At 59.3% G+C, this 13,535-nt stretch carries 12 protein-coding genes and 1 pseudogene; 7 read left to right on the top strand and 6 right to left on the bottom strand.

From position 1 onward, the window contains the following. Nucleotides 1-85 precede the first annotated feature (85 nt). The 3 genes from ssuE to BLV67_RS17365 form a co-directional block, all read right to left on the bottom strand. Nucleotides 86-679 carry an NADPH-dependent FMN reductase gene (gene ssuE, locus BLV67_RS17375; RefSeq protein ID WP_056860738.1) on the bottom strand — a complete coding sequence of 198 codons (594 nt, stop codon included), beginning with the start codon at nucleotides 677-679 and terminating at the stop codon, nucleotides 86-88. 316 nt (nucleotides 680-995) lie between these two features. Then, nucleotides 996-1,634, bottom strand: coding sequence for a peroxiredoxin (locus BLV67_RS17370; protein ID WP_015886425.1), 639 nt, complete (start codon nucleotides 1,632-1,634; stop codon nucleotides 996-998). 292 nt (nucleotides 1,635-1,926) lie between these two features. Further along, nucleotides 1,927-3,282 carry an OprD family porin gene (locus tag BLV67_RS17365; RefSeq protein ID WP_056860739.1) on the bottom strand — a complete coding sequence of 452 codons (1,356 nt, stop codon included), beginning with the start codon at nucleotides 3,280-3,282 and terminating at the stop codon, nucleotides 1,927-1,929. Nucleotides 3,283-3,652: 370 nt separating this feature from the next. Between BLV67_RS17365 and tauA the strand changes: the two genes are divergently transcribed. Beyond that, entirely contained in the window at nucleotides 3,653-4,639 is a 987-nt protein-coding gene (gene tauA, locus BLV67_RS17360; RefSeq protein WP_069787097.1) for a taurine ABC transporter substrate-binding protein, read from the top strand. 130 nt (nucleotides 4,640-4,769) lie between these two features. Here the strand turns inward: tauA and argA are convergent, their stop codons facing one another. Together argA and argE are read right to left on the bottom strand one after the other, a co-directional pair. Then, on the bottom strand, nucleotides 4,770-6,068 hold the full coding sequence (gene argA, locus BLV67_RS17355) for an amino-acid N-acetyltransferase (RefSeq protein ID WP_069787098.1): 1,299 nt from the start codon (nucleotides 6,066-6,068) through the stop codon (nucleotides 4,770-4,772). Nucleotides 6,069-6,203: 135 nt separating this feature from the next. Then, nucleotides 6,204-7,352, bottom strand: a complete 1,149-nt coding sequence (gene argE, locus BLV67_RS17350) for an acetylornithine deacetylase (RefSeq protein WP_065931829.1) — start codon at nucleotides 7,350-7,352, stop codon at nucleotides 6,204-6,206. A 158-nt stretch (nucleotides 7,353-7,510) separates the two neighbouring features. On the opposite strand from argE, the gene BLV67_RS17345 reads away from it, so the two are divergent. Continuing rightward, nucleotides 7,511-8,878, top strand: a complete 1,368-nt coding sequence (locus tag BLV67_RS17345) for a CYTH domain-containing protein (protein ID WP_065931830.1) — start codon at nucleotides 7,511-7,513, stop codon at nucleotides 8,876-8,878. A 78-nt stretch (nucleotides 8,879-8,956) separates the two neighbouring features. Here BLV67_RS17345 and BLV67_RS17340 read toward each other — a convergent pair whose 3' ends face one another. Continuing rightward, nucleotides 8,957-9,427 carry an Lrp/AsnC family transcriptional regulator gene (locus BLV67_RS17340; protein WP_065931831.1) on the bottom strand — a complete coding sequence of 157 codons (471 nt, stop codon included), beginning with the start codon at nucleotides 9,425-9,427 and terminating at the stop codon, nucleotides 8,957-8,959. A 127-nt stretch (nucleotides 9,428-9,554) separates the two neighbouring features. On the opposite strand from BLV67_RS17340, the gene BLV67_RS17335 reads away from it, so the two are divergent. The 5 genes and pseudogenes from BLV67_RS17335 to BLV67_RS17315 all read left to right on the top strand — a co-directional run bounded on the left by BLV67_RS17335 (nucleotide 9,555) and on the right by BLV67_RS17315 (nucleotide 13,518). Then, nucleotides 9,555-9,893 (top strand): hypothetical protein, encoded by a 339-nt coding sequence (locus BLV67_RS17335; RefSeq protein ID WP_065931832.1) that lies wholly within the window; start codon nucleotides 9,555-9,557, stop codon nucleotides 9,891-9,893. Between the two features lie 82 nt (nucleotides 9,894-9,975). Further along, nucleotides 9,976-11,679: pseudogene (locus BLV67_RS17330) on the top strand (GspE/PulE family protein). Nucleotides 11,680-11,756: 77 nt separating this feature from the next. Then, nucleotides 11,757-12,677, top strand: coding sequence for an SPFH domain-containing protein (locus BLV67_RS17325; RefSeq protein WP_065931834.1), 921 nt, complete (start codon nucleotides 11,757-11,759; stop codon nucleotides 12,675-12,677). A gap of 10 nt (nucleotides 12,678-12,687) precedes the next feature. Continuing rightward, nucleotides 12,688-13,134, top strand: a complete 447-nt coding sequence (locus tag BLV67_RS17320; RefSeq protein WP_065931835.1) for an NfeD family protein — start codon at nucleotides 12,688-12,690, stop codon at nucleotides 13,132-13,134. A 69-nt stretch (nucleotides 13,135-13,203) separates the two neighbouring features. Further along, nucleotides 13,204-13,518, top strand: a complete 315-nt coding sequence (locus BLV67_RS17315; RefSeq protein ID WP_043046966.1) for a DUF2388 domain-containing protein — start codon at nucleotides 13,204-13,206, stop codon at nucleotides 13,516-13,518. Nucleotides 13,519-13,535: the final 17 nt, after the last annotated feature.

Here is a 13,535-nt window from a genome sequence, read left to right as displayed (position 1 = left end):
TCCAAATAATGCGATGAGGGGGTTGGCTGCACCTGCTTGGCCGTTGGCGGCTGAGTAAGGTGAGTACTACAAATTTCGGTGCGGCTTAAATGCTCCAGCGAGCACTCAACAAACGTTCATTCAACACATTGGGGTCCAGCGGTTTGGGGCGACGGGCCATGGCGCCGTAAAGCGTCTCGAGGGCCTCGTGCAACCGCTGTTCAAGCACCGGCACCAGTTGCGCCTGGGCACTGCCTTCGGCGTAAGCGATCTGGCTGTCTTCGGCGAAAATACCGTGGAGCAATTCCTGGGCCTTGAGGGCCGACAACACCGGCTTCAAGGCGTAGTCCACCGCCAGCATGTGGGCGATGCTGCCGCCGGTGGCCATCGGCAACACAATCTTGTGGGCCAGGGCGCGTTCGGGCAGCAGGTCGAGCACGGTTTTCAGCGCGCCGGAAAACGAGGCCTTGTACACCGGCGTGGCGATGACCAGGCCGTCGGCATTGGCGATTTGCTGCAACAGATCGATGACTTTGGGGCTGTCGAAGCGGGCGTGCAGCAAGTCTTCGGCCGGGAAGTCCCGGATCTGATAACTCACCACTTCCACGCCTTTGTCTTGCAGCCACTGACGGGTTTTTTCCAGCAAGACCCCGGAGCGCGAACGCTGGCTGGGGCTGCCTCCAAGTGTTACGACCAGCATGCAGGTATTCCTTGGGCAAGTGTCGGCGGTTCGCTGAGTGGCGATGTCGCCAAGATGGAACAGACCCTATCAGCATATTTATATATCTTTAAATCTTATTTTTTCATTTGTTTATTCTATAAATGAATATGAGGATTATTAACCTCAAGACGAAAAAAAAGGCCGTCGAAACGGCCTGAAAACCCCTGCTATGTGATTCGGTTTCAACTCAGGTTCTGTGGCGCATGCACCATCGCCATCGCGGGCAAGCCCGGCTCCCACAGGGGAATGCGGTCAACTGTGGGAGCCGGGCTTGCCCGCCATAGCGATTTCAGCTTCAGCGATTGGGCTGTGGGGTGAGGCGCAGGTACGGCTTCACCGCACGGTAGCCCTTCGGAAAGCGCTTTTTGATCTCTTCCTCGTCCTTGAGCGACGGCACGATCACCACTTCATCGCCGTCCTGCCAGTTGGCGGGTGTGGCGACCTTGTGGTTGTCGGTCAGCTGCAGCGAGTCGATGACCCGCAGGATTTCGTGGAAGTTGCGGCCGGTACTGGCCGGGTAAGTGATGGTCAGGCGGATCTTCTTGTTCGGGTCGATCACGAACAAGGAACGCACGGTGAGCGTGTCACTGGCATTCGGGTGGATCAGGTCGTAGAGGTCCGACACCTTGCGATCGGCATCGGCCAGGATCGGGAAGTTGACGACCGTGTTCTGGGTTTCATTGATGTCTTCGATCCACTTGTGGTGCGAGTCCACCGGGTCGACCGACAGGGCAATGGCCTTGACCCCGCGCTGGGCGAATTCGTCCTTGAGCTTGGCGGTAAAGCCCAGCTCCGTGGTGCACACCGGAGTGAAGTCCGCCGGATGGGAAAACAACACGCCCCAGCTATCGCCCAGCCATTCGTGGAAACGAATCTTGCCGGCGCTGGAATCCTGTTCAAAGTCGGGGGCGATGTCGCCCAATCGTAGGCTCATGGTGTGGCTCCTGGTGAGTGCTTATGGAGACCACTGTGCATGGGTTAGGAATTATTTAAAAAGAATAAATATCGATTTATCTAGACGATAAAAGAATATTAAAAATCTATTCATTGGACGTCAGAAAGGCCGAGGATCAACATCCACCACAAGGTTCGAGAAGGCCTTGAGACGCTGTAAAAAGAGGGGTTTCAGGAAGGGCTTGCGGGGGTTGAGCCTGACTTGAAAGGCAAGACACCTTGCCCGGCGTTGCGCCGGGCAAGGTTTACAGTCTTACAACAGCTTCACGCTACTAGAACAGTGGCAGCGAGTAGCTGACGATCAGACGGTTTTCGTCCTGGGAACGGGTGTTCGCCAGGTCGGTACGCCACATTGCGTTTTTCCAGGCAACGCCGAGGTTTTTCAGCGGGCCTTCTGGAATCACGTAGGCAACGGTGATGTCGCGTTCCCACTCGGACTGGCCGGTGGTTTCAGTACGTGCGTTAGTGTTCGCGATGGTGTCGATGTTGCTACCTTTGAGGTACACAACGCCAGCCGTCAGGCCAGGTACGCCAACCTTGGCGAAGTCATAAGCGTAACGTGCTTGCCAGGTGCGCTCGCCGGCACGGGCGAACTTCTGGATCTGCATGTCGGTAGTGATGTAAGCCGACGAGCCGTCACCCTGGTTCAACCAAGGGAAGTCGCTGCTGCCATTGCTGACCTGGTAACCGCCACCAAAGGTGTGGCCGGCCACGGAGTACAGGAAAAGGCCGCTGTACAGGTTGTTGTCGACTTTACCCTTACCGGCACGGAAACCGTTGTAGTTACCGCTGGTGTAGTAGGAAGACGTGTTACCGTTCAGGCCGTCGTCAGAACTGTTGAAATAACGCAGGTCAGACTTCAATACGCCCGGGCCGATCGACCAGTTATGGGTCAGACCCAGGAAGTGCTGCTTGTAGAAGTCTTCCAGATTGCCGTAGTAGTACTGTGCGGTCAGATCTTTGGTGAGTTTGTAGTCACCACCGGCATAGTAGAACTTGTTGACGAACTTGCCTGCGGTGTAGTTCGAGCCACCGTTGGCGCCACCCAGCGACAAACCTTCGTTGTTGCTGGAGTTACGGCCTTTGGCATGCTCGATCTGACCGGCAACCAGGGTCAAATCCTTGATGTCGTTGGTAGTGATCTGGCCACCCTGGAAGGTTTGCGGCAGCATACGACCATCGTTGGTCACGATAACCGGCAGCTTAGGCTGCAACGTACCCAGTTTCAGTTCGGTTTGGGAGATCTTCACCTTACCGGTCACACCGAGGCTGGCGAAATCGTTGACCGCGCGATTGCCGTCGCTTGGGAACACAGTACCGCCGGACGAAGTACCGGTGATGTTACCGCTGGTGCCGCGGCCAGAATCGAGGCGCACGCCGTACAAGCCGATTGCGTCAACGCCGAACTGAACGGTGCCTTGGGTATAGCCCGAAATGAACCGCAGATCGAAGCCTTGGCCCCATTCTTCGTTCCTGGACGGGTCTGCAGCACCATCACGGTTATCCGTGTTGATGTAGAAGTTACGCAGACCCAGTGTGGCCTTACTGTCTTCGATGAAACCGGCAGCGCCTGCTTGCTGAGCGATTGCGCCCAGGGTCACAGCCAACGCCAAGGTGGACTTCTTCATGTACCGCTCCTCTCATTTCTAATTTTTGTATTTCTTTGGTCTCGGGTCTGACGCCCTCGATCCACAGATGCGCGATTAGCGCCAGATAGTGACTACCAAGTCAATCGTAACCTTGTGTGTCTACTACCTTCGTCTAATCGCAGTTGATTTGGTCCCTGCAGGGTAATGAGTTTTTCATACACCCAAAAAGAATTGTTTCATTCTTTTTCATACGATTCAGGAATAAGCCTCAGCAGGCAGCGAGCCGATCAGCATAGATCAGGCGCTCCATAAGCTAATTCCTAAAGGGTATTTACCAGCCTTTTTTTAGATCGATTAGTGTGGCCGTACGGTTGCATACGTCACTCACGATCAAAAAGGCGACGCCATCATGGCCAAACGCACATCCTCCCGTCAATTTGTTACAGTTTTTGTGTCACTAATACTTTCTTTTGGTGTCAAAGCCGCCGATTTGACCATCGGCTATCAAACCGGTATCGACCCCAGCAAGGTTCCCCAGGCTGACGGTCTCTATGAAAAGGCCATCGGCGAGAAAATCGCCTGGCGCCGCTTCAACAGCGGCCCTGAAGTGGTCACCGCTATCGCTTCCGGCGATGTGCAGATCGGCAATCTCGGTTCCAGCCCTTTGGCAGCAGCGGCTTCACGCAATCTACCGATCGTGGCGTTTATCGTATCGGCGCAGATCAACACTTCTGAAGCCCTGGTGGTACGCAATGGCAGTGGCATCGACAAACCCGCAGACCTGGCGGGTAAAACCATCGCCACCCCGTTTGTCTCGACCTCCCATTACAGCCTGCTCGGGGCGCTGAAGCATTGGGGCCTGGACACGCAAAAAGTCAAAGTGGTGAACCTGCAACCGGCAGAAATTGCTGCCGCGTGGAAACGTGGCGATATCGACGGCGCGTTCGTGTGGTCACCGGCGCTGGGGGAAATCCGCAAGACCGGCAAAACCCTGACAGACGCAGCCCAGGTGGGCCAGTGGGGCGCGCCGACGTTCGAAGTGTGGGTGGCACGCAAGGATTTCGCGCAAAAACATCCTGACGTAGTGGCCAAGTTTGCCAAGGTCACACTGGATTCCTTTGCTGACTATGCGGCCCATAAAGACCGCTGGACCGTCGATTCCGAACCGGTGCAGAAAATCGCCAAATTGACAGGCTCCAATGCCGTCGATATCCCTGAACTGTTGGCCGGCACCACCTTCCCGGATGCCCAGGCGCAGCAAACCGAGGCGCTGCTCAAAGGCGGCACGGCGAAGGCGATCGGGGAGACGGCGAAGTTTTTGAAGGAACAGGGGAAGGTTGAAACGGTGTTGCCGGACTACTCGGCCTTTGTGACCGATAAATTCGTAAGAGACTAAACGCAATCCAATGTGGGAGCGGGCTTGCTCGCGAATGCGGTGTACCAGTCACAGGTGCAGTGACTGATAGTGCGCTTTCGCGAGCAAGCCCGCTCCCACATTTAGACCTGCTGCGTTCCCGGATTAGGGTTTATAGCGCCTTCTCGAAAATCTTCGAATTACGCTGATAGTTGTACAGCGAGGCCCGCGCCGACGGCAGGCGATCCACGCTGCTCGGCACAAACCCGCGCTCGCGGAACCAGTGGGCGGTACGCGTGGTGAGGACAAACAAAGTCTTCAAACCCTGGGCCCGCGCGCGGGTCTCGATGCGCTCCAGCAACACATCACCGCGTGCGCCGTGACGGTACTCCGGGTTGACCGCCAGGCATGCCAGCTCACCGGCATCCGAATCGGCGATCTGATACAGCGCCGCACAGGCGATGATCATGCCTTCGCGCTCGACCACGCTGAACTGCTCGATCTCGCGTTCCAACACCTCACGCGAACGCCGCACCAGAATGCCCTGCTCTTCCAGCGGGCTGATCAGGTCGAGCAAGCCACCGACGTCTTCAATCGCCGCTTCGCGCACCAGTTCGAATTGCTCCTGGGCCACCAAGGTGCCGCCGCCGTCGCGGGTGAACAGCTCGGTGAGCAGCGCGCCGTCTTCGGCATAACTGACGATATGGCTGCGCCCTACGCCGCCACGGCAAGCCTCGGCGGCGGCGTCCAGCAATTCAGCCTGATAGTTGTTGCCCAAACGTTGCAGGTGCGCCGGCACTTGTTGCGGGCGCAACTCACGCACCAGGCGACCATGCTCATCGAGCAAACCGAGGTCGGCGCCAAACAGCAGCAGCTTGTCGGCGCCCAGGTCGATGGCGGCGCGGGTGGCGACGTCTTCGCAGGCCAGGTTGAAGATCTCGCCGGTGGGCGAATAACCCAATGGCGACAGCAGCACGATGGAGCGCTCGTCCAGCAGGCGATTGATGCCTTTGCGGTCGACCCGGCGCACTTCGCCGGTGTGGTGGTAGTCCACGCCTTCGAGCACGCCGATCGGCCGTGCAGTGACGAGGTTGCCGCTGGCCACGCGCAAGCGCGAGCCCTGCATCGGCGACGAGGCCATGTCCATGGACAGGCGCGCCTCGATAGCAATGCGCAGATGCCCGACCGCGTCGATCACACATTCCAGGGTTGCCGCATCGGTGATGCGCAAGCCTTCGTGGTAAGCCGGGGTAAGGCCGCGCGCTTCAAGGCGGGTTTCGATCTGCGGGCGCGAACCGTGCACCAGCACCAGCCGCACGCCCAGGCTGTGGAGCAGCACCAGGTCGTGGACGATATTGCCGAAGTTGGGGTGTTCCACACCATCGCCGGGCAGCATGACCACAAAGGTGCAGTCGCGGTGGGCGTTGATGTAAGGCGAAGCGTGACGAAGCCAATTAACGTATTCGGGCATAAAACCTGGGCCTGTAATAAAAAGCAGCCAAAAAAGGATGAATCGTGAAAGCGCACAGCGGGCTGATGGTTATCGTCGGAACAGGCTTGGCGACACGCTCGCTCTCCTTCTATGTACGAATAGGCAGGGGTTAATTTATGCAGGTTTCAGGCAGTAATGTTCGATCAGTTCCCGCAATAGACGCACTGTAGGCGTCAAGCGTGACATTTCGAGGTACTCGCCCGGCTGGTGGGCGCAGGCGATATCGCCGGGGCCAAGCACCAGGGTTTCACAACCAAGGCGCTGAAGATAAGGCGCTTCGGTGCCGAACGCTACTGCTTGTGCACGATGACCGGTCAATCGTTCCGCCACCCGCACCAGCTCGGCGTCTTCGGCCTGCTCGAACGGCGGTACTTCGGGGAACAGCGGCGCGTAGTCGATCTTGACTTTATGACGCTCGGCCAAGGGTTCGAGCTTCTGGCGGATGGCGGCGCGCAGCACCTGCGGGTCCATGCCCGGCAACGGCCGCAGGTCGAATTCCAGCGAGCATTGGCCGCAGATGCGATTGGGGTTGTCGCCGCCGTGAATGCAACCAAAGTTCATGGTCGGTTGCGGCACGCTGAATTGCGGGTTGCGGTACTCACGCTGCCAGGCCAGGCGCAGGCCGCGCAGTTCGCCGATGGCGTCGTGCATGGCTTCAAGGGCGCTGTGGCCCAGGCTTGGGTCCGACGAATGGCCGCTTTGGCCCAGAATATCAATGCGCTCCATCATCACGCCTTTGTGCAGGCGGATCGGCTTGAGCCCCGTCGGCTCACCAATCACCGCCGCACGGCCCAACGGGCGCCCGGCCTCGGCCAGTGCACGGGCGCCGGACATCGAGCTTTCTTCATCGCAGGTGGCGAGGATCAGCAAAGGTTGCTTGAACGGCTGATCCAGCAAAGGCAGCACGGCTTCGATGGCCAGGGCAAAAAAACCCTTCATGTCGCAACTGCCCAGGCCTACCCAGCGGCCGTCGACTTCCGTCAGCTTGAGCGGATCGGTCTTCCACAGCGCGGCGTCATACGGCACGGTATCGCTATGCCCGGCCAGCACCAGCCCGCCGGGGCCACTGCCGAAACTGGCCAGCAGGTTGAACTTGCCGGGGCTGACTTGCTGGATATCGATGGCAAAACCCAGGTCGCCCAACCAACTGGCGAGCAGGTCGATCACCGGGCGGTTGGTCTGGTCGAGAGACGCTTGGGTGCAACTGACCGACGGCGCGGCAATCAGCGCGGCGAATTGCTCTTTCATGGACGGTAACGGCATGCGCAGCCTCTCAACTTCCCGGATGAGCCCCACTATAGAACCATCTGCACGACACAATAAACCGTTGCGGCACGTTGCCGGGCTCAGTCCTGTACACTGCACGACCTTGGCAGCCACACATTTCCCCGGCTGCGCTCCCGATCCTGGATTTTCCGGCCATGCAGAAAGAAACCGAAATCAAGCTCCGCGTCAGCCGCGAAACCCTCGCCGCGCTGCGTGAGCACCCGCTACTGAAAAAACGCAACAAAAGTGGCTGGGAACGCCGTGAGTTGATGAACCAGTACTTCGACACCCCCGAGCGCGACCTGGCCCAGGCCAAAGTCGCCCTGCGCCTGCGCAAGGACGGTGACGACATCATCCAGACCCTCAAGACCCGTGGCCAAAGCGTCGCCGGCTTGTCGGAACGCAACGAATACAACTGGGACCTGCCCAAAGCCAAGCTCGATGTGAAGAAACTCGACGGCGAGTGCTGGCCCGAGCAATTGGCCGAGCTGGACAAAAAGACCCTCAAGCCGATTTTCACCACCGATTTCGTGCGTGAGCGCGCCGAAATCGCCTGGGGCCGTGGCAAGGCCAAGGTGGTGATCGAAGCCGCCCTGGACCTGGGCCATGTGGTGGTCGGCAAGCAGAAAGAAGAAATCTGCGAGCTGGAACTGGAACTGCGCGAAGGCGAACCGGCTGCCCTGCTGGAACTGGCCGCCGAACTGGCCGCGACCCTGGCACTGATGCCGTGCGATATCAGCAAGGCCGAGCGCGGCTACCGCCTGTACGACGCCAGCAGCTACTCGCTGAGCCTGCCGGCCCCGCAGATCCACGCCGAAATGCCGTTGGACGATGCCTTCGCCGCGATCATGTGGCACCTGTTGGGCAGCAGCCAGCGTCTGGCGGAGCAATACCGTTTCAATGGCCACTGGCGCCTGTTGCAGGACTGGGTCGACAACCTCGGCGAGCTGCGCGCCCTGATCGGCAGCCTCGGCCAGGCCGCGCCGCGTCAATCCACCAGCGAACTGCGCAGTGCACTGGACGCACTGCTGGAAGACTGGCGCCCACTGGTGCAGGCCGGTGACGACGACGAAGACATCCGCAAAGCCGCACCGGAACAGTTCGCCGAAGAACTCGAAGACGTGCGCTGGGGCCTGTTCTCGCTGAACACCTCGCGCTGGCTGCTGGCCCGCACCTGGACCGCCGACCGCAACGTACGTGGCAACCGCCAGGGCGCCGCGCAGATCACCAACTGGCTGCCACGCCTGCTGGCCGACGACGCCGTCGCCCTGCAACTGCAGCGCTACCAGCAGCAACCGGAAGACCTGGCCGAGCAACTGCCGCGCATCGAGCGCATCCAGGCCTGGTTGCACCACGCACGCCAGGTGGTGGACATCCCGGAGCTGGACCGCTTGTACGGCGAGCTGAACAAGTTGGCGCTGCTGGCCAACCAGCCGATCACCGATGAATCGCTGGATGCGCGTATGCACCAGGCAATTGCGGTGTATCAGAACCGCGCCTGGAAGACTTTACTGCGCCTGTAAGATCGCTATCGCCCAACTCCCACAGGGGAATGCATTCCAATGTGGGAGCCGGGCTTGCCCGCGATGAGGCAGGCCCTGTCAGCGCAAGACTGGCAGGCTGGTGGTGGACTTGATCTCCGACAACGCCACGATCGAGTTCACCTCCTGAATCCCCGGCACCATCGACAGCTTCTCGAAGAAAAACCGCTCATACGCCTCGATGTCCGAGGTGACGATGCGCAGCAGAAAATCCACCGCGCCCATCAGCACATAACACTCCAGCACTTCCGGAAACCCGCGAATCGCCTCGGTGAACTCGGTGAAGTTGGAACGGCCGTGGGCATTGAGTTTGACCTCGGCAAAAATCTGCGTGTTAAGGCCGATCTTCTTGCGGTCCAGCAGCGTGACCTGGCCGCGAATCACCCCTTCCTCCTTGAGCCGCTGGATACGCCGCCAGCACGGCGACTGGGACAGGCCCACCTGTTCGGCGATCTGCGCACTGGACAGCGAAGCATCCTCTTGCAGCAGGGCCAGGATGCGGCGGTCATAGGCGTCCAACTCACTTTGCATAAAAATACCTTTGAATGTGCTTATCCTGAATTGATCTATTCAATAAATCGCAGATAGCGCCCATCTTAGATAAGAAATCTCCCATGGCGAATGTAAAAATTTCTCCAGTCGAATCTGGAGAGTCAGCATGCACGCCGTCGAAACCACTCACACCTGCGCACGCGTCGATGCCTGGGCCGTCAACAACGCCCATTGCCAGGCGCATTATCAGATCGTCGCCGAGGCCGAGCCGGACGTGCTGTGCCGGGTGCTCAACTATTTCGCTCTGCAGTTCCTGACCCCGCAACAGGTCAATGTGAGCCGTGAAGACGACCTGTTGAACATTGATATCGTCATGGACGGTTTGAGCTGGCACCGCGCCCAGGTGATCGGTGAAAAGCTTAGAAACCTGATCAGCGTCTGCTCGCTCGAGGTGTGGCGGGCTGACTCTCTGCGGCCTGCAGCGATGACGGCGGCCAGCCTGTAAAAGCCGGCAATACTCCGGGGCAGGTGGATGTTCGGGGGCAGGCTAGCCTGGGTTTACACCCGACGCCTGCCAGGAAATACCCATGCCCACCGCCTTGCACACTCACCGATTGGAACTGCATCAGTTGCTGCCGGCGCTGCTCGAGCAAGGGCTGATAACCGCAGAGATGGCGCATTCTCTGTCGACGGCGCCCGCCACCCGGCAACATCCTCTGGTAGGCATTGCAGCCCATGGGCTGTGCCTGGAGACCCTGACGCAATGGCTGGCCACGCACGTCGGGCAGCCGTATCTGCGTATCGACCCGCTCAAGATCGACGTGGCCACCGTGGTGCCGCTGATGTCCCATGCCTTTGCGCAGCGCCATGGGATCCTGGCGGTGGCCGTGGATGCGCAGACCGTCACCGTCGCCAGCGCCCAGCCCCATGTCCGCGACTGGGAAGCCGGGTTGGCGCAGGTGCTCAAGCGCTCGATCAAGCGCGTGGTCGCCAACCCCACGGCTATTGAACGCTGCATCGGCGAGTTCTACCGGTTGGCCAAATCCGTCAGCGGCGCCGATCAAAAAGCGACGGTGGCCGGCAACGTCGAACTGCTCAACCTCGGCGCCAGCGATCAGGAGCCGGATGCCAATGACGCGCATATCGTCACCATCGTCGACTGACTGTTGCAGTACGCCTTCGAGCAGCGGGCCAGTGATATCCATGTCGAACCCTGCCGCGACCAGGGCCGAGTGCGTTTTCGCATCGACGGGCTGCTGCACGATGTGTATCAGTTTCCGCCTCAGGTCACGATGGCGGTGGTCAGCCGCCTCAAGAGCCTGGGCCGGATGAATGTGGCGGAAAAACGCAAACCCCAGGACGGCCGGATCAAGACCAAAAGCCCGGCAGGCATTGAGGTGGAGCTGCGCCTTTCGACCTTGCCCACGGCGTTTGGTGAAAAACTGGTGATGCGGATTTTCGACCCACAGGTGCTGCTCAAGGATTTCGATCAGTTGGGTTTATCCCACGACGACCAACAACGCTGGCACGCCATGACCGGTCAGGCCAACGGCATCATTCTGGTCACCGGGCCAACCGGCTCCGGCAAGACCAGCACCCTCTACGCCACGCTCAAGCAACTGGCAACCCGCGAGGTCAACCTGTGCACGGTGGAGGACCCGATCGAAATGATTGAACCGGCCTTCAATCAGATGCAGGTGCAGCACAACATCGACCTGACGTTCGCCAGCGGTGTCCGCGCCCTGCTGCGCCAGGACCCGGACATCATCATGATCGGTGAGATCCGTGACCGGGAAACCGCAGAAATGGCGATTCAAGCCGCGTTGACCGGGCATCTGGTGCTGTCGACGCTGCACACCAATGATGCACCCAGCGCCATCAGCCGGCTGCAGGAGCTGGGCATTGCTCATTATTTGATCAAAGCTACCCTTATAGGGGTGATGGCGCAGCGTCTGGTGCGGCTTTTATGCCCGCATTGCAAACGTGCGGTGGGCGCGCCGGGCACCGCCCATGAAGCTGTCGGCTGCGCAGAATGCCGTGACAGTGGTTATCGAGGCCGCGCCGGGCTCTACGAAATCATGCCGATGAACGAGGCGCTCAAGGCGCTGATCACTCCAGGTGCCGACGTGCAGGCTCTGCGCCGGGCCTCAGTGGAGCAAGGCATGCGCAGCCTGCGCATGGCCGGTGTCGACAAAGTGAACGCCGGGCTGACCACCCTGGCAGAGGTATTACGGGTAACGCCCGTAGATCTTGGGGATTCAGAAACAAATGATTTGATTGTTGGCCCGTGAAACCGTCCTTATCCGTGACCGGGCCGTTACAATCGGCCATACGTCGCATCACTGACACCATCAGATAGGGAATCGCTATGCAGATCGGAACCGTACTGCTTCTTTTCGTGGGTTTGGCCATTGCCATCCTGTTCATGGGTTTTAAAGTGGTGCCCCAAGGCTACCAGTGGACTGTCGAGCGTTTCGGCCGCTACACCAACACCCTCAAGCCTGGCCTGAACATCATTATTCCGATCATGGACCGCATCGGTCGCAAGATGAACGTGATGGAAAGCGTGCTGGATATTCCACCGCAGGAAGTGATCACCGCCGACAACGCCACCGTGCAAATCGACGCCGTGTGCTTCTTCCAGGTGGTCAACACCGCCCAGGCCGCCTACGAGGTCAACAACCTCGAGCACGCCATCCGCAACCTGCTGCAAACCAACATCCGCACCGTGCTTGGTTCCATGGAGCTGGACGCCATGCTGAGCCAGCGTGACGGCATCAACGAAAAACTGCTGCGCACCGTGGATGAAGCCACAGCGCCGTGGGGCATCAAGATCACCCGCATCGAGATCAAAGACATCAGCCCGCCTGCCGACCTGATGGCCGCCATGTCCGGCCAGATGAAAGCCGAGCGGATCAAACGCGCGCAAATCCTGGAAGCCGAAGGCCTGCGGGCATCGGCGATCCTGACGGCCGAAGGTAAAAAGCAGGCGCAGATCCTTGAGGCCGAGGGCAGTCGCCAGGCGGCTTTCCTGGAATCCGAAGCCCGTGAGCGTCAGGCCGAGGCCGAAGCCCGTGCCACACAAGTGGTCTCCGAGGCCATCGCGTCGGGCAACGTGCAGGCGGTTAACTACTTCGTCGCGCAAAAATACATCGATGCCTTGGGCAAGCTGGCATCGGCCAACAACAGCAAAGTCATCCTGATGCCGCTGGAAGCCAGCCAAGTGATTGGCGCCGTCGGCGGCATCGGCGAAATCGTCAAGGCAACTTTCGACAACAAGAAAGGCTGAGGCAACTGCCATGTGGGATTTCCTGCAGCATCTGTCGTTCTGGGATTGGCTGGCACTGGGCACGGTACTGTTGATTCTTGAAGTATTCGGCGCCGGCGGTTACCTGCTGTGGATGGGCATCGCCGCTGCCGCTGTAGGCGTGATCAAGTTCCTGGTGCCGCCGCTCGGGCTGGAATGGCAACTGCTGTTGTTCGCCGTGCTGTCGATTTTGACCGCCGTCTATTGGTGGAAACGCCAGCGCAGCAGTGCCAAGGTCAGTGACCAGCCGGGGCTGAACATGCGTGGCTCGGAGCTGATCGGCCGTACGTTTATGGTGCATCAGGCCATTGTCGATGGCCGAGGCAAGATAAAAGTCGGTGATGGCGTGTGGATGGCCAACGGCCCGGACAGCCCTGTAGGGGCTCAAGTACGCGTCATTGGTCAGGACGGAGTGGTTTTACAGGTCGAAACGGTTTAGTCCGATAGGGAACTCAGCGGGGCCAACTATAATCAAACCGTTCAGATAACCCAGTCGGAGTCACCCATCATGCGTCTCAAATATGCTGTCGCAACCCTCGCTGTGCTTTCCCTTCCAGTCGGTTCAGCCATGGCCGACAGCTTCTGGCGTAATGTCATCTCATCGGGCGCTACTACCGGCTCGACGTACCTGACCTTCAAGGACCACAAGCTGGTGGTCGCCGCCCAGGACGACGCAGGCAGCTTTGTTGCCAGCGATGGCGGCATCCGCGGTCCATACCTGGAAGCCGCCATGCAGAAGGTCCGCGCTGACAACCCAGGCCTCAAGGCCACGGATATGGAGTTGGCCAACGCTATCCTCGCCAAAAATGCTGTGACCGAGTAAAACGCCTATAAAAAATG

The sequence above is a fragment of the Pseudomonas salomonii genome, assembly GCF_900107155.1.
Taxonomy (GTDB): domain Bacteria; phylum Pseudomonadota; class Gammaproteobacteria; order Pseudomonadales; family Pseudomonadaceae; genus Aquipseudomonas; species Aquipseudomonas salomonii.
This window is presented reverse-complemented; position numbering and strand designations above follow the sequence as displayed.

Coding starts and splice junctions, on each gene's coding strand:
- ssuE (WP_056860738.1), bottom strand. CDS start 679: ATGCTGGTCGTAACACTTGGAGGCAGCCCCAGCCAGCGTTCGCGCTCC.
- BLV67_RS17370 (WP_015886425.1), bottom strand. CDS start 1,634: ATGAGCCTACGATTGGGCGACATCGCCCCCGACTTTGAACAGGATTCC.
- BLV67_RS17365 (WP_056860739.1), bottom strand. CDS start 3,282: ATGAAGAAGTCCACCTTGGCGTTGGCTGTGACCCTGGGCGCAATCGCT.
- tauA (WP_069787097.1), top strand. CDS start 3,653: ATGGCCAAACGCACATCCTCCCGTCAATTTGTTACAGTTTTTGTGTCA.
- argA (WP_069787098.1), bottom strand. CDS start 6,068: ATGCCCGAATACGTTAATTGGCTTCGTCACGCTTCGCCTTACATCAAC.
- argE (WP_065931829.1), bottom strand. CDS start 7,352: ATGCCGTTACCGTCCATGAAAGAGCAATTCGCCGCGCTGATTGCCGCG.
- BLV67_RS17345 (WP_065931830.1), top strand. CDS start 7,511: ATGCAGAAAGAAACCGAAATCAAGCTCCGCGTCAGCCGCGAAACCCTC.
- BLV67_RS17340 (WP_065931831.1), bottom strand. CDS start 9,427: ATGCAAAGTGAGTTGGACGCCTATGACCGCCGCATCCTGGCCCTGCTG.
- BLV67_RS17335 (WP_065931832.1), top strand. CDS start 9,555: ATGCACGCCGTCGAAACCACTCACACCTGCGCACGCGTCGATGCCTGG.
- BLV67_RS17325 (WP_065931834.1), top strand. CDS start 11,757: ATGCAGATCGGAACCGTACTGCTTCTTTTCGTGGGTTTGGCCATTGCC.
- BLV67_RS17320 (WP_065931835.1), top strand. CDS start 12,688: ATGTGGGATTTCCTGCAGCATCTGTCGTTCTGGGATTGGCTGGCACTG.
- BLV67_RS17315 (WP_043046966.1), top strand. CDS start 13,204: ATGCGTCTCAAATATGCTGTCGCAACCCTCGCTGTGCTTTCCCTTCCA.